The following is a 20,705-nucleotide window of genomic DNA, read 5'->3' on the forward strand; positions in this document are numbered from 1 at the left end:
GATGCGAGCTTGCAGGAGGGGTTGGCGGTTCGGGGGCCTCGCGCTTGCGCTGTCCGCCCCCGCGTTGCTCGCCGGGTGTGCGATCGCGCCTGGCGAGAGCGACCAGCAGATCGGCGACGCGTGGAGCGAGCTCGATCCGATGACCTCCGAAGAGGTCCCTGGAGGGGACGAGGAGGCGGACGGCGTCGACGACGGGCTCGACGCCCCTGGCCGCGGGCTCGCCTCCCCGCCGCAGCTCCGCCTTCGAGACCTCGCGCACCCGTCGCTCGACGACGTGCTCTCGACGAAGCGCACCTACGCGCGCTCGCAGAAGCAGTCGCCGGACCCGCTGCCCTGGCAGCCTCAGGGGAGCACGGACGGCCACGACAAGGCGTCGTCCGAGAGCGACGGGACGCGCTGAGCCGAGGCCGTCCAGCCCGGGGGCGGCGCGGTCGCTCCTGACGCCTTTCCGCGTTGCGCCGCCGCGCTCCGCGATAGCCTTCCGCCGTGGCGCCGCTCGGGTTCGATCTCCGCACACGGACCACCCTGGTCTGCGGGGCGCTGGCCCTCGCCATCGCGGCCTCGACCTTGCTGCGAGGTCGCGTCCGCCGCGTTCACCTCTTCTTCGCCGCGTTCGCCGCCGACGTCGGCCTCTGGTACCTGTCCCAGTCGCTCTTCGGCTTCTTCCAGGCCTCGATCTGGGAGCGCTTCACCGCCATCCTCGCCGTGCTGCTCCCGCAGTTCGCGCTGCAGCTCTTCGAGGCGATGATCCCCCACGACGGGGACAGGCGATCGCGGCTGCTCCGGTTCGCGGGGGTGCTCGTCATCCCGCTGTTCGTCCTCGTGCTGGTGAGCCGGGAGCCGGGCTCGTGGCTCGACTGGCTGACGCGCGGCTGCATCTTCACGTACGTGTTCGCGCTGCTCACCGCGGGGCTGTACACGCTCGGCCAGCGCGGCAAGCAGAGCTCCTCGCGCGCGACGCAGCGGCGCGTGCGGTTCCTCGTGGTGATCGGCGCGCTCGCCGGGCTCGCCAGCGTCGCCGACTTCGCCTGGTTCCTCGGCGCGGAGCCGCCGCCGGTCGGCGCGGCGCTCTCGATCGTCTTCCTGTTCGTCCTCGCCCAGGCGCTCCGGCACGAGCGGCTCCTCGACGCGTACGAGATGCTCGCGCGCCTGCTCGTCGCCACGGCGGTCGCGTTCCTGATCGCGCTGATCTTCTATCTCCTGCTCACGTTCATCGGCGGCTTCAACACGATGTACCTGAACGCGGTGCTCGCCGCGATCGTGATCCTGGTGGTCTTCGATCCGCTGCGGGAGCGCGTGGAGGAGCAGATTCAGCGCCTCTTCCTGCGGGAGCGGTTCGATCTCGACCGCTCGCTCGCGGAGGCCCGGCGGCGCCTCGTGCACACGCTCGAGGTCGAGGAGATGGGCTCGATCGTGATGAGCGCGCTCGAGCAGTCGCGCCGGGTCACGGCGGCGGCGCTCTACCTGCGCGATCAGGACGGCACCGGCTTCGATCGGCTCGCCTCGCTCGGGCCGCGGGTGCCCGAGCGGATCGAGGTGGCGACCGCGAGGGCGATGCTCGAGCGCCTCGAGCGGGGGCCGCTCGCGATGGAGGAGCTCGAGCGCGAGGCCCGCGAGCGGCGCGCGCGCCGCAGCCACAGCGACGCGGAGGACGACGGCAATTTCGCGCGGCGGACGGAGGTCCGGCCGCAGGTCCCCGAGGACGCGGTGCTCGCGGCGGCCGAGGTCCTCGGCAGCCTCTGCTCGGGCGTGGTGCTCTGCGCGCGCGACGAGCAGGGCGAGCCCATCGGCCTGCTCGTCGTGGCGGACACGCGCGTGCGCGACGCGTTCTCGCCCGAGGAGCTGACGCTGCTGGAGACGCTCGCCGCGCAGATCGGCGTCGTCCTCGAGAACTCGCGCCTGTACGCGCAGATGAAGGAGCGGGACCGGCTCGCGCTCCTCGGCCAGATGGCGGCCGGGCTCGCGCACGAGATCAGGAACCCGCTCGGCGCGATCAAGGGCGCGGCCCAGCTGCTCGCCGATCCGGTGCCGGAGGCGCAGATCGATCCGGCCTCGCGCGAGTTCCTCGGGATCATCCTCGAGGAGGTCGACCGGCTCGACCGGGTCGTGGGCTCGGTGCTCGACCTCGCGCGGCCGGCGCAGGGCTCGGTCGTCCCGACCGACGTGAACGCGATCGTCCGCCGCACGCTGCAGGTGCTCTCGATCGAGCGCCGGAACGACCTGCTCGAGGTCGAGGTAGCGCTGGATCCCGACCTCCCCCGGGTCGCCATCGATCCCGAGCAGCTCCGGCAGGTGCTGATGAACCTGTTCCGCAACGCCGTTCAGGCGATGAAGGGCAAGGGCAAGGTGGTGATCTCCACGCGCGTCCGCTTCGGCCGCGGCACGCGGCCCGGCTCCGGCTCGGACGAGCCGTTCGTCGAGCTCAACGTCACCGACAACGGTCCCGGGATCTCGCAGAAGGTGCTCGCGAACATCTTCCTGCCGTTCTTCACCACGAAGGACAAGGGGACGGGGCTCGGGCTCTCGATCAGCCAGCGCATCGCGCAGAGCGCGGGCGGCCGCATCGAGGTCCGCTCGTACGAAGGGAAGGGGAGCACCTTCGCCGTGATCCTCCCCGCCGCCGTCGACAAGCTGGGGACGCCGGCGCCCGCGCCCGCCGCGCTGCCGCAGGCGGAGCCGGCGCCTCAGGAGCGGCCCGGCTGACGCCGGCGAGCGCGCCCGCGCCGTTCCCGAGCGCCGGGGCGCGCGATCCGCTCGCGCTGCCCCGCGTGGCCCGCTCGCGCTGCGCCGCGCGGCCCGCTCGCGCTGCCCCGCGCGCTCAGCCGTAGCGTGAGGTCATGAGGCGCTCGAGCGCGGCGTGCTCGCGCACGAGCGCGAGCGTGTGCTCGGCGTGGCCGTGCGCGTAGCCGTTGCCGATGTAGAGGTCCACGTCCTTGCCGATGCCCTCGGCGCCGAGCGCGGCGGCGGTGAAGCTCGTGCTCATCGCGAAGAAGTACGTCTTGCCGCGGTCGCGCGTGACGACGATCGCGCTGAGCTCCACCCCGGGGACGTTCACGCACGACAGCGTGAGATCGGCGCCCGCGTCGCCCGTGAGCGGCAGCACGGCGTCGCGCACCGCGACGGGGTCGCGCGCGTCGACGACCACGACGTGGTCGCAGATCGCGAGCGCGCGCAGGTCGGCGGCGAACTCGGCCGACGCCTCGATCCCGATCACGCGCCCCGAGCGGCCGACGCAGCGTCGCGCCTCGGCCGCGCAAAGCAGGCCCGACTTCCCGCCCGCGCCGAGCACCACCACGCTGTCGCGCGGGCCGGCGAGGCGAGCCACCTGAGGCGCGGCGCCGGCGACGTCGAGCAGCGCCAGGGCGAGCCGCTCGGGCATGTCGCTCGGCATGCGGGCCAGCGGCGCCGACGCGAAGAGGATCGCGGTGCCCTCGACGTCGATCTGCGCGGACGCGGGGCGCACGGCGACGACCCGGCGGAGCGAGAGCGGGGTGAGCGAGAGCGACGCGAGCGTCGCGATGCGATCGCCGACCGCGACGCCGCGGTGCTCCGCGAGCGAGCCGACCCGGCGCACGACGCCGAGCAGCATGCCGCCCGAGCCGGTGACCGGGTTGTGCTGCTTTCCCCGGCGCGCCACCGTCTCGAGGACGAGCCGCGCGACGCCGTCCGGATCGCCGCCAGAGGCCTCCTCCATCTGACGGAAGCTCGCGGCGTCGATGTTCAGCGTCTCCACGTCGACGACGATCTCCGTCTCGAAGTGGCGCGAGGCGTCGGCGTCCAGCCGCTCTGCCGGCTGGGGGAGGGCCCCCGGGGGTTCGAGCACGCGGTGCGTGCCCAGCGGATCGCCTGCGGCGAGGGTGCGTTGCGTCGCTTCGGAGCTCACGCCGAGGCCGTTCAACATGCCGGGCCTGAAAGCAAGGGCAATGAACCGAGCGACCGCGATCTCCTCGGCAGAGAGGGCCCGGTCGGGGGGCCGCCCGGGCTGCCCCTACCGGCCCGCGTCGGTCTGTTTCCCGCGGATTAGGCGCAGTTGCGCGGGTCGAGCGGGGTCCAGCGGCGCGCTCCGGGCGGGCCTCGAGGGGAGGTCGCAGGAGGGTGGCCAGCGCGCTGCGTCACGGCGGGCAGGGGAACTCATTCGAAAGAACAGACCGGATCTCTTGACCAGCTTTGCTCGGTGAAACTAGACTTTGCCCCCTGCTGGCGCTCGCGTAGCGCTCGAAGGTTTTTACTCCCTGCGATGGATAACCACGCTCCCAAGGTGTCGGCAACGCGCCAACTGGCGTTGCGCTTCATCTCCGGGAAGTACCAAGGCGGCGAATTTCCCCTCGGGGAGCAGCAGGAGATCGTCGTGGGTCGCTCCAGCGACCTCGACATGGTCCTCGTCGAGGACATGGTCTCCCGGCGCCATGCCCGGATTGCCTGTACCGATCAGCAGATCGTGATCGAGGATCTCGGCTCGACGAACGGCACGTTCGTCAACGGCGAGAAGATCAAGAAGACGACCCTGAAGGAGGGTGACCGGGTGCTCATCGGCACCAGCATCCTCAAGGTCGTCTCCACCGACCCTGGCGCGCCTCCGGCGCGCCGTCGGATGGATGAGCCCTCGCTGCGGAGCGGTCAGACCCGGTCGATGTCCGGGTCGATCGACGAGATCCCGCTCCCCGATCTGCTTCAGCTCTTCGGCACATCGAAGAAGAGCGGAGTCCTCGTCGTCCGTTCCGACGACGATGTCGGCAAGATCTACCTGCGCAAGGGCATCGTGACCTTTGCGACGATCAACGATCTGACCGACGTCCCGCCGCTCAAGAGCGTCTACCGGATCCTCACGTGGGTCGGCGGAACGTTCGACCTGGAGCCGGCCGAGGAGCGGGTCATGACCGGCGAGATCAGCGCGACGGTGCAGGAGCTCCTCATGGAGGGGCTCCGGCAGATCGACGAGCTGAACAACATTCGCCACCAGCTCCCGGACCTGTCGGCGCGCCTGGTCATGCCCCAGCCGCTCAAGCCGCTGCTCCGCGATCTCTCGCCCGTCGATCTGGACGTCCTCCAGATTGTCTACAACCACGGGCACCTCGCGATGGTCCTCAACAAGAGCCCCGCGACGGATCTGGAGACCGCGCAGTCCGTGCTGAAGCTGATCAAAGCAGACTACCTGCGCGTCGAGTGAGGCCGCGCTCCGCGCGGGCCGCCGTGGCCCCGCGCGAAGCGTCGTGAGGCGTCGCGAGGCGCCGCGTTCACGCGGCCGTGCGCTACCCCGTCGTGCATGGGGCCGGCGTGCTTGCCGTCGAGGGAGCGGAGCGAGCGGGCGCTTATAGCGGAAGGGCGCGCGCTCGTTGCCGAGGGCACCGGAGGGCACGCGGGCCCAGGACCGGAGCCCGCGCGCTCGGAGCATCGGGCGCCGCCCCTCCAGCGCGGCGCTCGCTGAGGGCGCGGCGCGCTCGGCGGGGCGGCGCGAGGCCGTCAGGACTTCGCGGGATCGCGCTTCGCCGCCGGGTCGAGCGCCGTGCTCGCAAGCCGGAGCGTCACGGCGCGGGCGTGCGCCTGGAGGCCCTCCGCCAGCGCGAGCTTCTCGATGATCGGGCCCTGCGCCCGCAGCGCCGCGCCGGAGTAACGGATGAGGCTCGCGCGGGTCACGAAGTCGTAGACGCCGAGCGGCGCTCCGAAGCGCGCCGAGTTGCCGGTCGGGAGCACGTGGGACGGCCCCGCGAGGTAGTCGCCCGCGGCCACCGGGGTGAGGCTGCCGAGCAGCGCGGCGCCGAGCGTGCCGATCTCCGAGAACATCCCCTCGGCGTCGGCGACGTGAAACGCCACGTGCTCGACCCCGAGCTGATCGGCGACCTCGGCGAGGCGAGCGCGCGAGCCGACGACCAGCGCCGCCGCGTGATGGGAGAGGGACTCCTGGACGATCGCGCGCCGCGTGAGCTCGGGGAGCGCGGCGTCGAGCTCGCGCGCGACCGCCTCCGCCAGCTTGGCCGACGTCGTCGCGAGCAGCGCGTACGACGCCTCGTCGTGCTCGGCCTGCGAGAGCAGGTCGGCCGCGACGAGCCGCGGGTCCGCGGCGTCGTCGGCGAGCACCAGGATCTCGCTCGGCCCGGTGATGCCGTCGATCGACACGTCGCCGAAGACGAGCCGCTTCGCGCAGGCGACGTAGGCGTTGCCGGGGCCGACGATCTTGTCGACCGGCGCGAGCTCCGCGAGCCCGTAGGCCATGGCCGCGATCGCCTGCGCGCCGCCCGCGTCGAGCAGGGTCGTCACGCCGGAGAGGTGCGCCGCGGCGAGCGTGACGTCATCCGCCGACGGGCTCGCGAGCACGATCTCCCGCACGCCGGCGATGCGCGCGGGGATCGCCGACATGAGCACGCTCGAGGGATAACGGGCCTTGCCGCCCGGCGCGTAGACGCCGACGCGGCGCAGGGGGCGCACGCGCATGCCGAGGAGGACGCCCTCCTCCTCGTAGCTGAAGCCGGCCTGCAGCGCGGGCCCGCTCGGCGCTGCGTCCGCCGGGCCGAGGTCGCCCGCGTCGCGCTGCCGCTCGTGGTACCGCGCGATCCTGGCGGCCGCTGTCTCGAGCGCGGCGCGGATGTCCTGCGGGAGCCGGGCGAGGGCCTCGGCCCCGCCGAAGCCGCCCTCGGCTTCGGGACCAGCGTGGCGGACGAGCGCCTTCGGCGTCCTCCGCTCGAATTTCTCGATGTAGCCGAGCACGGCGGACGTGCCGCCGCGCCGCACGTTGTCGATGATCTCGGTCACCGCGGGGGTGACGTTCGCGAGATCGCCCGTGCCGCGGGCGCGGAGGGCAGACAGGGTGGACTCGAACTCGGGCGAACCTTCGATGTAGATGGGCAGCATGGCTTGACGTTCGGGCCAGCGCAGCGGAATCCGCGCGCGGACGGCGACACCCCGTACCACAGCACCCCGGCCGCCGGTATGTCCGGCGGCGCGCGGCGCGCTCGGCGTCCACCGCCGCGCGTCGCTCCGCGAGTTCCCCGGCCCGAGCGGATGGAGTAGGGTCGCCCTCATGCGGCCCGGCTCGTTCGGCCTTGCGTCCACCGCGATCTCGCTGGCGCTCCTCGCGCTCGCGCCCGCGGTCCTCGTGGGGTGCCCGGAGAACTCCTGCTTCCTCAAGATCTGCCAGGGCAGCAGCTGCCGCTGCTCGATCTCGTCGTGCAGCGACGGCGCCGGCTTCGACACGACGCAGAACCGCTGCCGCTGCCTGAAGGGCTACCTCTCGGTCGCGGGCCAGTGCCTCACGCCGCAGGCGGCGAACGCCTACTGCGGCGTGGGTCGCCATTATGAGGCCGGCGGGTGCGCCCCCGACCGCTGCAAGCCAGGCGACGAGATCGATCAGAGCACGGGCTACTGCGTGTCGCGCGAGCAGGTGGCGACCAACATCGGGGTCGCGGTCGGCGCCGGGCAGAAGCTCGGGTGCCCGCCCGGGCAGGAGCTCGTCGTCGACGGGCCGACCGCCGCGTGCGTGCCACTCTCGCAGACCTGCGCGCGCGACGAGGTGTGGACCGGTCAGGCTTGCGCCAAGGTGGGGCGATGCCCGACGGGCGCGATGTGGGATCCAGCGCTCGGCCAGTGCGTCCAGTACGCGCAGGGCTCGGGCGAGAGCGGGCTCACGGTCAACGTCGCGCAGTGGGCGGCGGCGAACTACGGGCCCGCCGGCGGCATGGGCACGAGCGGCTTCTGCGGCGCCTTCGCCAAGAAGCCCTACAGCTTCGGGATCGTCGAGGGGGCGTCGGCCTACGTCCGCATCTCGGTGATGATGTCCTTCCCGGAGAGCGAGATCGCCCGCGGCGTCGTGCAGGCCGTGACGGTGTTCGACGCGAGCGGGAACCCGGTCCCCCCGCGCGGCGCCGCGGAGGTCGACACGGCGGCGCGCAACATCTTCGGCACGCTCGTCCTCGGCGGCGGGCGCGCGAGCGCGCCGACGTCGTCGACCACCGTCCGGTGCGCGATCATCCACGCCGGAAAGCCCCAGCCGGTGCCCGCGGTCGGCGGCCTCTGAGCGGGGCTGCCGAGGGGCGGCGGCGGCCGTGGCCGCGCGCCGGGGGTCAGGGCCTCGAGAGGGTGCTCACGACGCGGGTGGCGGGGAGGGCGCTGAGGCCGACGCAGCTGACGACCTTGTTGCGCTCGATCACGAAGTTGCTCGAGGAGGGCTCGATCTTCGCGAACTCGACGCTCAGGCGGGTGCCGTCGAAGCTCGCGCGGAGCGGGCGGCCCTCCACGTCGCTGCGGACGTCCTGGCAGGTGCCGCGCGAGCGCGCCGGATCGAACTGGCGCGAGCCGGGCGCGATGAAACGGAGCCGGTCCTCCACGGCGAACACCCCGGCCTCCCCGGGGAGCTCGCGCAGCGAGAAGCGCGCCTCGCCCTCCGCATAGTCCTGCGGCGCGAACTGCTCCGGGTGGCGGACCCGGAACTCGAGCGCCTCGCCGGCGAGCACGGCCTCGAGCTCGCGCCCGTTGCCCACCCACACGCCGGTCAGCCCGGAGAGCGGCGACGGCTCCGGCTGCGTCGCGCTCGCCTCGACGGCGGCGGCGCTCGCGCTGGAGGCCGGGCTCGACGGCACCGAGGCGCCCCGCCGGCGACCGTCGCGCGGCTTGTCGAGCACGCCCAGCCCGAGCAGCGCGGCGGCCCCGCCGAACATCACGAGCGCCCCGGCGCCGATCGCGAGCCACGAGCCCCGCCCGCGCTGCGGCCTCGCCGGCGCCCCCCCCGGCGGCGACGGCGCCGCGCCGCGGAGCTCATCGACGGTCGTGGCCGCGGGCGGCGGCGGTCGGCTCGAGACGCCGAGCGGCGCCGAGGTCGCGGCCGGCGCGGGGCGAGCGATCGTGTCGAGCGCCGCGAGCATCTCCTCGCAGCTGGCGAAGCGTTCTGCCCTGTCCTTCGCGCACGCCTTGTGGAGGAACACGTCGAGCTCCGGAGGGACGTCGCGCCGCACGGCGCTGACGCTCGGGAGCGGCACCTCCGCGTGCAGGCGCATGATCTCGACGTCGCTCTCGGCGTCGAAAGGCACCTGACCGATCAGCATCTCGTAGAGCACGATGCCGAGGGCGTAGATGTCCACCCGCTTGTCGAGGTCGCGGCGACCGAGGACCTGCTCCGGCGACATGTAATAGAGCGAGCCGATGATCCCCTTGGTCAGCCCGCGCCCGGCGAGCGCGTCCGCCTCGGCCTTGGCGATGCCGAAGTCGGTGACCTTCGCGACGCCGTCCTTGCCGCGGATCAGGACGTTCGCCGGCTTGAGGTCGCGGTGGATCACCCCCTCGCGGTGCGCGGCCGCGATGCCGGAGGCGATCTGGCGGAAGATCGAGAGCGCCTCGGGCAGCGGCATCGGCCGGCGCTCCTCGGCGTACCTGGCGAGCGTCTGCTCCAGGCTCTCGCCGTCGATGTACTGCATCACCAGCCACAGATCGTCCCGCTCCGCGACCACCGCCTTCAGGTGGACGACGTTCGGGTGATCGATCTGCGCCAGCGCGCGGCCCTCGGCGAGCGTCCGCGCGCGGACGTCGGGCCGGTGCCCGAGCTCCTGCCGCACCGCCTTCAGGACCACGTGCAGCCCGGTGTGGACGTCCCGCGCGAGATAGACGACCCCCATGCCGCCCTCGCCGAGCACCCGCTCGACCACGTACTTCTGGTCGACGAGCGTCCCCGCCGGCAGGTGGCCCCCAGGGACGCGCCGCGGGAGCGAGCCCGCCAGCGGCGCCGGGACGACGTGCGGCCCGGCCGCGGGCCCGTTCGCGCCGCCAGCCCCGTAGGCCGGCTGGCTGACCCGGCGCGCCGGGTCCTCGGGCAGCAGCGCCGCGGGCAGCGGCTGCCCAGGGACGGTCGGCTGCGGGCCGGGCGCAGGGGGCGCCGAGGGGGTCGCGGCGACGCCGGCGTCCCTCGCGACCATCGACGCGCCGCACGTCACACAGAACCGGGCGGCGCCCGGGTTCTCTGCGTTGCAAGCCGGGCACCTGGCCATGGCACGGTCAGCTCGATCCACGGAGCGCCTTAATGGGCGGCGCGCCGCGGACGCCAGGTCACGTCCAGTGGCCCGCGCGGAGGGCCGCGGAGTCGATCGTCTTGATCTTCGGCGCGAGCGCCTCGCGGAAGATCGCCTCGTCCTCGTCGTCGAGGCCGCTCTCACCGAAGCCGGACGCGACCTCCATCGAGGTCGCGAGGATGCGAAGGAACTGCTGGAAGCTCGAGGCGCAGAGCTCTGGCTTCAGCGCGTCGATCCCCGTCATGCAGGTGAACACGGGACAGTCTCCCTCGGCGTCCAGCTTCGAGATGTCGAGAAAGTAGGGATCTCCGAGCAGGGCGCTGCGGGCGATGAGGATCCAGCTCTTGCGCCAGCCCGCGAGGGAGCTGTCGCCGCCGTTCGCCTGCTGCTCGGCAGCGAGCTTCTCGGAAGGGATGAGGCGCACGCGCTCGACCGGAGTCACCGTCTCGACGTCGAGCGGGTCTGCCTCCTGCAGGAAGGCGCGGTACCTGGCGGGCACCCGCAGCGTCTTGCGCAGCTCTTCCACCGCCGCTGGAGCCGCCTTTCCGAACCTCGCAGGGATACCTCTTCGGGCAAAGGCATCCTTGAGCGCCGTAACCGACTCGGCAAGGTCGCTATCCACCGAACATCCCTTCCTTTGCAAGTCCACCGGGCGACCCGCTGAGGCGGGCGCCCTCATCGCTTCCAAACCGCTTCGCTCCCGGGGAGAGCACCGGCGCGCACCCGGAGGAATACCCCGCGACGGGCGAGGTAGTGTAACAGAAAAACGATGGTCGACGTTGCGTACGCTGAGAGCCGATTCCGGCCCCCCGAAATCGCCCACCGGTACGGGCCGGGCGTGCACCTGCTCGATGATCCACTCGCATGGACGCTGCTGGCTCGAGCCTGCTCCCCGGAGACGGTTCAGCCGGACGTCGGGCGCCTCGTCGGCGTTCTCTACCAGATCCTGGCGCGCGTGGTCTTCGCCGCGGAGCTGGGGCGCGCGCGCGTGGACGTGCCGACCCGGATGATCTCCTCCCATCCGGAGGCGATCTACCGCGGCACCGCGCTGTCGCGCGCGACCAAGGTGGTCACCGTGGGCATCGCGCGCGCCGGGACGATGCCGTCCCAGGTCGTCTACGAGCTCCTGAACGAGGTGCTCGATCCCGCGCTGGTCCGGCAAGATCATCTGTTCATGAGCCGGCAAACCAACGAGCAAGGCGAGGTCATCGGCGCGACGTGGCACGACGCCAAGATCGGCCGCGACGTCGAGGGGCGTCACGTGCTCTTCCCCGATCCGATGGGCGCCACGGGCTCATCCATGGTCAGCGCGCTCTCGTATTACAAGACCGCGCTGGAGGGGCGGCCGGCCAAGTGCATCACCATGCACCTCATCGTCACGCCCGAGTACATCCGCCGCGTCACGGACGCCCACCCGGACGCCATCATCTACGCGCTACGGCTCGATCGTGGCCTCTCGCCGGCGCGCGTGCTCAAGACCGAGCCAGGCACGCACTGGGACGAGGAGCGCGGCCTGAACAACATCCAGTACATCGTCCCGGGCGCCGGCGGCGTCGGCGAGATCTTGAACAACGCCTGGCTGTAGGCGCGCGGCGGGGGCTCGATCGACGGCCGCACGGCCGCATGGCCGCACGGCCGCACGGCCGCACGGCCGCGCTCGAAGCGCAGCCGGGGCCAGGTCAGCGGCCGCGCTTCGAGCGGCGGTTGTGGCCGACGGCGAGCGCGCGGTAGTCGATGGCCGCGTGCGGCCGGCTCATGGCGGGGCGCAGGTCGGCGCAGAGCCGCGTGAGCTCCGCGATCATCGCGCCGAGGTCGCTCGCGCCCGCGGCCCGGCGCTGCGCGAGCTCGCCGTAGGCGACCTCGAGCGACGCGATGCCCTTGCCGGAGACGTGCCCGCGGCGGGACAGATCGACGTAGCTCCGCGCGAGCGCGGCGCTGTCGAAGTTGTGGGCGACGACGAGATCCTGGGCGACGCGGAGCACGGCGTGCGCGCCGATCCGGCCGTCCTCGTGGAGCACGAAGGCCGCCTGCAGGTAGTTGTAGAAGGGGACGACGCGGTCGCCGAAGATCCTGAAATCTGAGGGGGAGGACTGCCGGTCGAGGTGGATCAGGATCCGCTCGACGACGGGGCCCTTCTCGACGTAGCTCGCGAACCGGATCGCGTCGGCGATGGTGTCGTCGTAGGCGTGCCCGAGCCGCATCACCTCGCCGAGCTCCAGCGGGCTGACCCGCCCCTCGCAGATGTCGGCGTACACCGAGTAGACGAAGGCGTCGGCCTCGGCGTCGTCCCCGAGGAGCACCTCGCGGATCAGCGCGCCGCTCGGGTCGCGCTGGCTCGGGAGCTCGCAGCGCCGCTGGAGCAGCGCGGGCAGCTTGTAGCCGAGCTGCCCGCGCAGCGCGCGGAAGCGCAGCCGGAGGATGTTCTGCAGGTTGGGCTTCAGCGTGAGCGACGCCCAGCGCGCGCCGTCGAGCCGCAGCTTCTGCTCGATGCGGGAGCGGAGCTGCTCCGGGCTGCCCGAGAGAATGTGGGTCTCGACGCCAGCGCGGCCGAGCTCGCGCAGGAGCGACCCCGCGCCCGGCACCGTGCGCTTCTGATCCGGCCGCTCGATCGCGGTCCGCACGAGGTCGCGCAGCGTGTCGAAGTCCGTCCGGAGATAGGTCTTGTCGAGATCCCACCGCGCGATGAACGGCGCGCGCGCCGGCGCCGCCGCTGCGCTCGCCGGAGATCGGGGTTCTTGCGCTCGTTCCTCGCCGTTCACGGGGTCCCGCTCAGCGCGACATCCACTCGCGCCTCATCTTGTCGAGCGACTGCACCACGTCGCTGTCGGCGCTCTGCCGGGCGAGGTCGATCGCCTCCCGGAGGTACATCGACGCCTCGCTCGTGCGCTCGCGCTCGTGCGCCACGTACGCGAGCGAGCCGAGGACGAGCGCGCGATCGGGGCCGCCAGGGCCGGCGAGGTCGAGCGCCTCGCGCAGCACGCCGTCGGCGTCGGTCAGATCGCCGGCGCGCGCGAGCGCGTCGCCGAGCTTGCGGCTGAAGATCAGGACGGCGCGCACCGGGTCGTCGAGCTCGCCGCGGAAGATCTCGCGCCGCGCCAGATCGAGGCCGCGGCGCAGCGCGAGCACGCTGCCGGCGTTGTCCCCGCGCGCGGCGGAGCGATCCGCCGCCTGCTCGAGCAGCATCAGCGCGACGAACGCGTTCTGCGCGTGGTAGGCGTGGATCGCCTGCACCTCGAGCGGCAGCGCGAGCGGGTCGCCCGCGCTGTCGAACGTCGCCTTGGCGTGCAGGTCGCGCCGGACGCCGGCCGGGATCGTCGCGAGCGTCACGTCGCGCAGCAGCGGGTGCGTCGTGCGGATGCCGCTCGCGTGCTCCTCGATCATGCCCGACGCGACGAGCTTGCCGAGCAGATCGTCGAAGGCGCGGATGTCCGGGAGCAGGCGCTGCAGCGTGGGCCGATCCGCCGCGTCGCCGATGACCGCGAGCGCCTGCAGCGTGCGGCGCGCGTCCTGCGGCAGCCGCTCGATCCGCGCGGCGACGAGGTCGGCCATCCGCGCGGGCGGATCGCTGCCGCCCTCGAGCGTGTAGCGGACCAGCTGGTCGATGTAGAGCGGCGGCACCGTCGCGCCATCGCCGCCGGGCCCGGACGTGGTCGCCGCGCTCGGCGGCAGGCCCAGCGCTGCCGGGTCGGCGGCGCCGTCCGCGCCGTCGCGCCGCGGCGACAGCCGCGCGCCGCCCGCGCTCGGCGGCGTCTTGCGGGCGCCGCGGTGATCCAGGCTCACGCTGCTCCGGAGGAGCGAGAGCGCGGTGTCCTTCGGCAGGCCGCCGAGCGCGCGCACGGCGCCGCCCCACTGCGGCTCGAAGCCCGGCGTGTGGCTCGCGACGATGAGCAGCGCCGCGAGCGGCGGCTCCGCGATCACGTCGGCGAACGCGTTCCTGCTCGCGCCGTCGACGGCGTGCAGATCGTCGATCGCGAGCAGGACCCGGTGCGGGAAGGCGGCCTGCTGCGCGCGCGAGAGCGCCCAGCGCAGCGCCTCCGCGGCGATGAAGCGGCGGTCGTCGGGCGACAGGCCCCCCGCCGCCGGCTTGTTCCAGGCGTGCCGGCGCATGTCGCTCCCGCGGTCGCCCTTGCCGAAGATCTCGAGCAGCCCGCGGCGGGCCTCCGGCGTCGCGCCGCTCCAGTTCGAGGCGTTGCCGCCGTCGGGCGGGAGCTCCGCGAGCCCGGCGATCGCCCAGCGGAGCGCGTAGTAGCCGACCTCGGCGCCCCACGGGTCCGGCCCGGTCTGGATCACGTTGTCGCCGCGGCTCGCGGCGACGTCGAGGAACTCGCGGAGCAGCCGGGTCTTGCCGACGCCCTGCTCGCCGACGATGCGCGCGGCGACGACCGAGCCCTCGACGTCGGCGAGGCATGCGTCGAGCCACGCGAGGTCCTCCTCGCGCGCCGCGAACGGGAGCGGGAGCGGGGGCGCGGCGGACGCGCGATCGCGCCGCGCGGTGGGGGGCGCCGCCCCCGGCGCGGCGCGCGGCGCCGGGGCGGGGGCGTGCGGCTGCGCGATCCTGGCGCCGCACTCGCCGCAGAACTTCTGTCCTCGCGGCACGATGGCGCGGCACGAGGCGCAGATGACCGTCGCCTCGGCGAACGAGAAGCGGCCCGAGGGCGTGTCGAACGTGCCGACCGACGCGCGCAGCGCGGCCGCGAACTCGTCCGCGGACTGGTAGCGCCGCGCGGCGTCCTTCTCGAGCGCCCGCAGCGTGACCTCGACGAGCGGCTCGGGGATCTCGCGCTCCGGCGCGATCAGGGCGGGATCGGGCGGCGGCAGCGAGAGGTGCATCAGCACGACCTGCGTCGGCGACTCCGCCTCGAAGGGGAGCCGGCCGGTGAGCAGCTGGAACAGGATGACGCCGCACGCGTAGAGGTCGCTCCGCGCGTCGATCGGATCGCCGCGGCCCTGCTCCGGGGCCATGTAGTCCGGGGTCCCGCAGACGATGCCCGGGCTCGTGATGTTCGTCGTCGCGACCTCCGCCTTCATCTTCGCGAGGCCGAAGTCGACGACCTTCACGAAGTCGCCGCCCGAGCGCATCGGCTCGAGCACGATGTTCTCGGGCTTGAGATCGCGGTGGATGATGCCGAGGTGGTGCGCCTCGGCGAGCGCCGCGAGCACCTGGCAGAGGATGTCGGCGATGCGGCGGAACGGGAGCGGGCCGTCCTCGTAGACGACGCGGGCGAGGTCGCGCCCGCGCAGGAACTCCATGACGAGGTAGAGCTGCCCGCCGTTCTTGCCGAAGTCGATGACCCCGACCGAGTTCGGGTGGTTCAGGCGGCTCGCGGCGCGCGCCTCGGTGATGAACCGGACCGACGCGCTCTCGTCGCCGAGCAGGTGGGGGTGGATGATCTTGACAGCCACCGTGCGCCCCAGGGCCTTCTGCTCGGCCCTGTACACGCGGCCCATGCCGCCCACCCCGACGAGCTCCAGGATCACGTAGTTGCCCGGGAGCGTCGTCCCGATCAGCGCGTCGTCGGACGTCCGGTTGAACTCCGAGATCGGGAAGCCGCAGACCGGGCAGAATTTGTGCGCCTGCTCGCACGGATTCGCGCATTGCGGGCAGACCACTGTGGACACGCGCGGGACCTTACCACGTTCGGGATAGCGATTGGAGTCGAGGTCTGCCTCGGCCGGGGGGGCGCCGCCGGGGCGCCGCCGGGAGGGGGGCGGGGGGGCTCGTCCAGCCGTCTGTTAGGTCCTGGATCCCACTTGGGGTAACCTCGGGCGCGATGGTTACGCCTCGCCTACGTCTCGGTCAGCTCCTGGTCGACGCGCGGATGATCACGCAGGAGGCCCTCGAGAGGACCCTGGAGCTGCAGCGCACGGACGGCCGGCGGCTCGGGACGCTCCTCGTCGAGCAGGGTCTCATCAACGAAACCCAGCTGACGCAGATCCTCTCGCACCAGCTCGCCGTTCCCTGGGTGTCGCTGCTGCACATCGAGTTCTCGCGGCAGCTGCTCAACCTCGTGCCGCACGACGTGGCCGAGCGGTACTGCCTCGTCCCGATCTACGTTCGCCACGTCCGCAACCAGGGCGAGACGCTCTACGTCGCGATGGACGATCCGACGAACGAGGACGGCATGAAGGAGTGCATGGCGTTCTCGGGTCTGCCCGTGCGCGCGATGATCGCTCCTCCGAGCGACATCCGGAACGCGATCCGGGTCTACTACGGAGCGCGCGCGCGCTCGGCCCCGCCGCCCGCGCCCGCGCAGCGCGCGCAGGCGAGCGAGCCGCAGTCGCGGGCGCGCCCGGTCGACCCGCCGCCTTCGTCCGAGCTCCCCAGGGCGCCGGAGACCGCGCGGCTCTCGGAGGAGCCGCCGGCCGCATCGACGCCGGAGCCCTTGCTGCTGACGAGGCCCGCCCTCCGCTCCGGGGCCCGGCTGGTCGAGGACGCGCTGCCGGCGATCGAGACCTCCGAGGTCGACCCCGCCGAGGTGGGCGTCCTGGACGACGAGATGGGATGGGAGGCGCCGCGCGCCGCTCAGCGGCCCGTGGAGCGGGAAGCCCGGAGCCGTCCGGAGGAGCGGCAGATCCGCGGCCGCCCCGAGGAGCGCGAGGTCCGCGGCCGCCCCGAGGAGCGGGAGGTCCGCGGTCGCCCCGAGGAGCGCGAGATCCGCGGCCGCCCCGAGGAGCGGGAGGTCCGCGGCCGCCCCGAGGAGCGCGAGATCCGCGGTCGTCCTGACGAGCAGCGCTCGCGGCCGACGTTGAAGGTCGCGCCGTCGCCCGAGCTGCTCGCGGCGGCGCAGGCGGCGCAATCCGCGCAGGCGGCGCAATCCGCGCAGGCGGCGCAATCCGCGCCGGCCGCCCCGTCGGAGCGACGGAAGACGCTGCGTCCCAGCGCCGCGCCAGGGCCCGTGAGCCCGCCCGCCAGCGTGGACGCGACCCCCGCGCCGAGCGTGGACGCGACCCCCGCGCCGAGCACGCCGGCCTCGGCGCTCCTCGGCGCCGTGCTCGGGCGCACGAGCACCGCGGCGCGCAGCGTCCCGGAGAGCGTCCCCGACCACGGCGACGAGCCCCCGAGCGAGCGCGAGGTGCGCAACATCCCCGCCCCGCAAGGCCGCGGCCGCCGCCGCATGGTCTCGCTCACGCTGCTCGACGGCACGACGATCACGCTCCCGGCGCGCGGGTCCAAGTCGCAGCAGCAGCCGCAGTCGCAGTCGCAGCCGCAGCGGCAGGCGGCCCCGGCCCCCCGGGCCGCCGCTCAGTCCGAGCCGCCCCCGCCGATCGCCGCGGACGATCCGGGCCTCACCGCGCGCGATCTCGTCTCCGCGCTCCGCGCCGTCTCCCACGGCGCCGACGCGAGCGAGATCCTCGGCAACAACGTGCGCTGGGAGGCGATGTTCGCCGCGCTCCTGTCGCTGCTGTTGAAGAAGCACCTCATCGCCGACTGGGAGTTCGTCGATGAGCTGAAGAAGATCTGACGCGCGCGCCGGCGCTCAGCGCGCCTCGCGCGCGGCGCCGGCGCGGATCAGCGCGTCGATCTCGCCTTCCGAGAAGCCCGCGTCGCGGAGCACGGCGCGCGTGTGCTCTCCGGCGCGGGGCGCCGGCGCGAACGCGACCCCCCGCGGCGTGACGGGCGTCCGGAGCTGGGGGATCGGGCCGCGCGGCGAGGCGATCTCGAACAGGAGATCGCGCGAGGCGAGGTGAGGATCGGCCGCGGCGCTCCGGGGATCGAGGACCGGCTCGAGGCAGCAGTCGCGCTCGGCCGCGAGCGCCTCCCACTCGGCGCGCGTCCGCTCCCGGAAGAGGGCGGCGAGCCTGCGCTTGAGCTCGACCTGGTGCGGCCCGGGGACGAGCGCGCTCAGGTCGGGATCGAGGCCGACCCCTTCGCAGAACGAGACCCAGAACTTCGGCTCGAGCGCGGCGAGGGCGATCGCGTGCCCGTCCTTCGAGAGGTAGGTGTTGTACGGCGCGAGCCCGCCGGTGAGCGGCTCGTCGCCCGCTGCGCGCGCGCGCTCCGCGTCCTCTCCTCGTCCTTGTCCCTCCCCGGCGCGCGCGCCGCCCGCGAGCGCAGCGGCGAGCGTGGGGAGGGCGAAGCCGAGCACGCCGTCGGTCATGGCGATGTCGAGCACCGCGCCCAGCCCGGTCCGCTCGCGCTCCTTCAGCGCGGCGAGGACGGCGATCGCGCACCACATGCCGCCGCTCACGTCGGCGACCTGGAAGCCCGGCACCTGCGGCGGGCCCTCCGCCGGCCCCTGCGCGCCGAGGACCCCCGCGCGCGCGACGTAGTTCAGATCGTGCCCCGCGCGCCCCGCCATGCCGCCCGTCTGGCCGTAGCCGGTCAGCGCGCAGACGATGAGCCGCGGGTTGTCCGCGCGCAGCGCCTCGTGACCCAGCCCGAGCCGCTCGAGCACCCCCGGACGGAACTGATCGAACAGCACGTCGTAGGTCGCGACGAGCCGGCGGAAGGCGTCGCGCCCCTCGGGCTTCTTCAGGTCGAGCAGGGCGCTGCGCTTGCCGCGGTTCAGGAGCTGGAAGGCCGCCGATTCGCCGGCGATCTGCGGCGCTATGTGGCGCAGGAGGTCGCCGCCGGCGAGGTCCTCGATCTTGTCCACCGTGGCGCCGAGATCGGCGAGCACGAGGGTCGCGAAGGGCCCCGGCAGGAGCCGCGAGAGATCGAGGACGCGCGTGTCGCTGAGCGGGCGCATGGCGCCGCCGGCGCCTGGATCAGCCCGTGCCGAGCTGGAACAGCTTCGGGAGCTTCATCGCGAGCATCTGGTTGCCCGTGACCTTGAGCTTGCCCGCGAAGTAGAGCGCCATCGAGTTGGCCTGCGGGTTCTCGTGCAGCTTCTGGAAGTCCTCGCTGGTGAGCGCGATCGTGACGTCCGCGCTGCCCGGGTTGCCGGCGGCGACGCTGGGACTGGCGCTGGTCAGGTCGATCAGCCACTCGCCGCCGCCCTCGCCCGTCACGTTGATCTGGTACTTCCCACCGAGCTGCTTGGCCGCGTCGGTGTTCTTCGCCAGGGCAGCAGGGAGCTCCTCGTTGAATAGCTTCTGGATATCGACGGCCATGGATCGCCTCCGGATGTCGTGTGGGACGTGCTGACTTCTATCGCCCGAGTACCCGGCGCGGTTTACCCGCGCCCGAACGCGGGCGTCAAGCGAAGCCCGCCGCCGGAGCACGCTCGGGTCGCCGTGTCAGGACATCCCTGGCAAGCGCGCGCGTGCGCGCGCCGTACCCTTACGTCATGCACGCGCGCGCGGCGCCTGCGCGGCGGGCCGAGGCGCCTTGTCCAGCGCGGAACGGATCGGGACCATCAGCAGTCGATCGATGGCGACGCGCTGCTCGGCGGACGGCGGGCTCTCCGGGAGGCCCTGCATCAGCCGGAGATCGCGGAGCGCGCCGCGATCGAGCGGGCCGAGGGACGCGCTCGGCCCGTCGAGCGCCGGAGACATCGCGGGGAGCAGGCACACGAGGACGATCTCGCTCGTGCCCTGGCGCACCCACGTCCCCTGGTACTCCGCGATCGCCTGCCCGAGCGCCTCCTGGAACACGAACGCGCGCCACTCCAGCGGCGCGCTCAGATCGAAGACGCGGCCGCCCGCGCGGAGCTCGCGGCCGTCGAGGCTGAGCGCCGCGCCGCGGGCGTCGGTGACGAAGAACCGCTCCAGGCACCCGGGCGAGCGCAGCGCGAGCTCGTCGAGCAGCGCCGCGAGCGCCGCGGGGCCGAGCGAGATCGGCTCGCCGTCCGGGCCGATCGCCGCGAGCCCGACCTCGTCGGAGCCGATGACGGACGCGCGGTCGAGCAGCGCGGCGAAGGTGCGGCGCGACGGGCCGTCGAAGCTGGCGCCGATCGAGGACATCCCGGCGCCGGAGCTGAGCAGGGCGACGAGGCGCTCGCGGCGCGGGGTCGCGAGGAGCGTCACCCCGAACCGCTCGCGGAGCGGGAGCAGCAGGTGCTGCGCGGCGCCGCCCCTGGCCTGGAGGAGCAGCTGATCGCCGTCGATGCTCAGCCCGCGCCGGCTCACCTGCGCGGGCGGCAGGAGGGGGCGCCGCCGCCCCCGCGCGAGGAGCGCCACCGCCGCCGCGACGAGGGCGATCGGCAGCAGCGCGCGGACCATCAGGCTGCGCGCTGTCGCGACCAGCACGAGCGCGGCCACGAACAGCGGGACCGACCAGATCCGCCGCGAGCCGCCGCCCCGCACCGGCATCACCTCGGGGGCGGTCGCGTCGAACCACCGGGGCGCCGGGGTAGGCGTGGCGGCCGCATCGCTCGCCGGCTCGTCCGCGAGCGGCGCGGACGGCCAGCCCGTCGCAGGCGGAGGCTCGTGCGCGCGTGCCTCGAGCGGTGGGAGCGTGGCGACGGCCTCAAGAGGGTCCTTCTGGCCCTTCGCCTCGCGTCCCATCGCACCTCCACCCCAGCCGAAAGTTCCGCGTAGGATAGCATCGAGGGAGCCTCGAGCGCGAGGAGACTTTGGTGCGACGCGATGCGTAGGCGGCGCGTTGTGCTGTTGCGCGCGCCTCGCTGGACACGGCGGTGGGTGTACGCCGCGCGTCGTGACGTGCCGCCGTGCTGCATCGTGTCGCTCGTCGCTCGTCTCGCGCCCCGCACGTCGCGCGCGGCCCAGCACATCGCGAGCCGCATGGGCGCGCGATGTGCTGGGCCGCGCGACCCACGGATCGCGAGCGACGCTGCCTGGGGCGGGCGGCCGCAAGGGGCACCCGGAGCCGGC

At 73.5% G+C, this 20,705-nt stretch carries 15 protein-coding genes; 6 read left to right on the plus strand and 9 right to left on the minus strand.

Annotation, left to right across the window (positions count from 1 at the left end; genetic code table 11):
* The first annotated feature begins 1 nt into the window (after nucleotide 1).
* Together WME85_RS14900 and WME85_RS14905 are read left to right on the plus strand one after the other, a co-directional pair.
* Nucleotides 2-400: a hypothetical protein gene (locus WME85_RS14900; RefSeq protein WP_437309763.1), complete on the plus strand. Its 399-nt coding sequence runs from the start codon at nucleotides 2-4 to the stop codon at nucleotides 398-400.
* Between the two features lie 86 nt (nucleotides 401-486).
* On the plus strand, nucleotides 487-2,703 hold the full coding sequence (locus WME85_RS14905; RefSeq protein WP_437838844.1) for an ATP-binding protein: 2,217 nt from the start codon (nucleotides 487-489) through the stop codon (nucleotides 2,701-2,703).
* A gap of 115 nt (nucleotides 2,704-2,818) precedes the next feature.
* Here WME85_RS14905 and WME85_RS14910 read toward each other — a convergent pair whose 3' ends face one another.
* A complete protein-coding gene (locus WME85_RS14910; protein WP_437838846.1) occupies nucleotides 2,819-3,901 on the minus strand; it encodes an L-erythro-3,5-diaminohexanoate dehydrogenase in 1,083 nt (360 codons plus the stop codon).
* 273 nt (nucleotides 3,902-4,174) lie between these two features.
* On the opposite strand from WME85_RS14910, the gene WME85_RS14915 reads away from it, so the two are divergent.
* Nucleotides 4,175-5,167, plus strand: a complete 993-nt coding sequence (locus WME85_RS14915; RefSeq protein WP_437667584.1) for a DUF4388 domain-containing protein — start codon at nucleotides 4,175-4,177, stop codon at nucleotides 5,165-5,167.
* A 293-nt stretch (nucleotides 5,168-5,460) separates the two neighbouring features.
* Here WME85_RS14915 and hisD read toward each other — a convergent pair whose 3' ends face one another.
* Nucleotides 5,461-6,846, minus strand: a complete 1,386-nt coding sequence (gene hisD / locus WME85_RS14920; protein ID WP_437838847.1) for a histidinol dehydrogenase — start codon at nucleotides 6,844-6,846, stop codon at nucleotides 5,461-5,463.
* A gap of 169 nt (nucleotides 6,847-7,015) precedes the next feature.
* Here hisD and WME85_RS14925 point away from each other — a divergent pair, with 169 nt between their 5' ends.
* Entirely contained in the window at nucleotides 7,016-8,008 is a 993-nt protein-coding gene (locus WME85_RS14925) for a hypothetical protein (protein WP_437309767.1), read from the plus strand.
* A 46-nt stretch (nucleotides 8,009-8,054) separates the two neighbouring features.
* Here WME85_RS14925 and WME85_RS14930 read toward each other — a convergent pair whose 3' ends face one another.
* Together WME85_RS14930 and WME85_RS14935 are read right to left on the minus strand one after the other, a co-directional pair.
* The gene (locus WME85_RS14930; RefSeq protein ID WP_437838849.1) at nucleotides 8,055-9,968 is read right to left on the minus strand and encodes a protein kinase domain-containing protein; all 1,914 of its coding nucleotides are present in this window, start codon (nucleotides 9,966-9,968) and stop codon (nucleotides 8,055-8,057) included.
* Nucleotides 9,969-10,026: 58 nt separating this feature from the next.
* A complete protein-coding gene (locus WME85_RS14935; protein WP_437309769.1) occupies nucleotides 10,027-10,515 on the minus strand; it encodes an SMI1/KNR4 family protein in 489 nt (162 codons plus the stop codon).
* A gap of 243 nt (nucleotides 10,516-10,758) precedes the next feature.
* On the opposite strand from WME85_RS14935, the gene WME85_RS14940 reads away from it, so the two are divergent.
* Complete coding sequence (locus tag WME85_RS14940) at nucleotides 10,759-11,574, plus strand: uracil phosphoribosyltransferase (RefSeq protein ID WP_437838851.1); 816 nt, start codon at nucleotides 10,759-10,761, stop codon at nucleotides 11,572-11,574.
* A 94-nt stretch (nucleotides 11,575-11,668) separates the two neighbouring features.
* On the opposite strand, the gene WME85_RS14945 is transcribed toward WME85_RS14940, so the two are convergent.
* Entirely contained in the window at nucleotides 11,669-12,748 is a 1,080-nt protein-coding gene (locus WME85_RS14945; RefSeq protein ID WP_437838853.1) for a hypothetical protein, read from the minus strand.
* A 10-nt stretch (nucleotides 12,749-12,758) separates the two neighbouring features.
* Entirely contained in the window at nucleotides 12,759-15,608 is a 2,850-nt protein-coding gene (locus tag WME85_RS14950) for a protein kinase domain-containing protein (protein ID WP_437838855.1), read from the minus strand.
* 152 nt (nucleotides 15,609-15,760) lie between these two features.
* On the opposite strand from WME85_RS14950, the gene WME85_RS14955 reads away from it, so the two are divergent.
* Entirely contained in the window at nucleotides 15,761-17,452 is a 1,692-nt protein-coding gene (locus WME85_RS14955; RefSeq protein WP_437838857.1) for a hypothetical protein, read from the plus strand.
* Nucleotides 17,453-17,467: 15 nt separating this feature from the next.
* On the opposite strand, the gene WME85_RS14960 is transcribed toward WME85_RS14955, so the two are convergent.
* The 3 genes from WME85_RS14960 to WME85_RS14970 all read right to left on the minus strand — a co-directional run bounded on the left by WME85_RS14960 (nucleotide 17,468) and on the right by WME85_RS14970 (nucleotide 20,378).
* Nucleotides 17,468-18,679 carry a CaiB/BaiF CoA transferase family protein gene (locus WME85_RS14960; protein ID WP_437838859.1) on the minus strand — a complete coding sequence of 404 codons (1,212 nt, stop codon included), beginning with the start codon at nucleotides 18,677-18,679 and terminating at the stop codon, nucleotides 17,468-17,470.
* A gap of 19 nt (nucleotides 18,680-18,698) precedes the next feature.
* Entirely contained in the window at nucleotides 18,699-19,043 is a 345-nt protein-coding gene (locus tag WME85_RS14965) for an SCP2 sterol-binding domain-containing protein (protein WP_437309775.1), read from the minus strand.
* Nucleotides 19,044-19,217: 174 nt separating this feature from the next.
* Nucleotides 19,218-20,378 (minus strand): IMP dehydrogenase, encoded by a 1,161-nt coding sequence (locus tag WME85_RS14970; protein ID WP_437838861.1) that lies wholly within the window; start codon nucleotides 20,376-20,378, stop codon nucleotides 19,218-19,220.
* Nucleotides 20,379-20,705 lie beyond the last annotated feature (327 nt).

The sequence above is a fragment of the Sorangium sp. So ce1153 genome, assembly GCF_051521595.1.
Classification (GTDB): Bacteria; Myxococcota_A; Polyangia; order Polyangiales; family Polyangiaceae; genus Sorangium.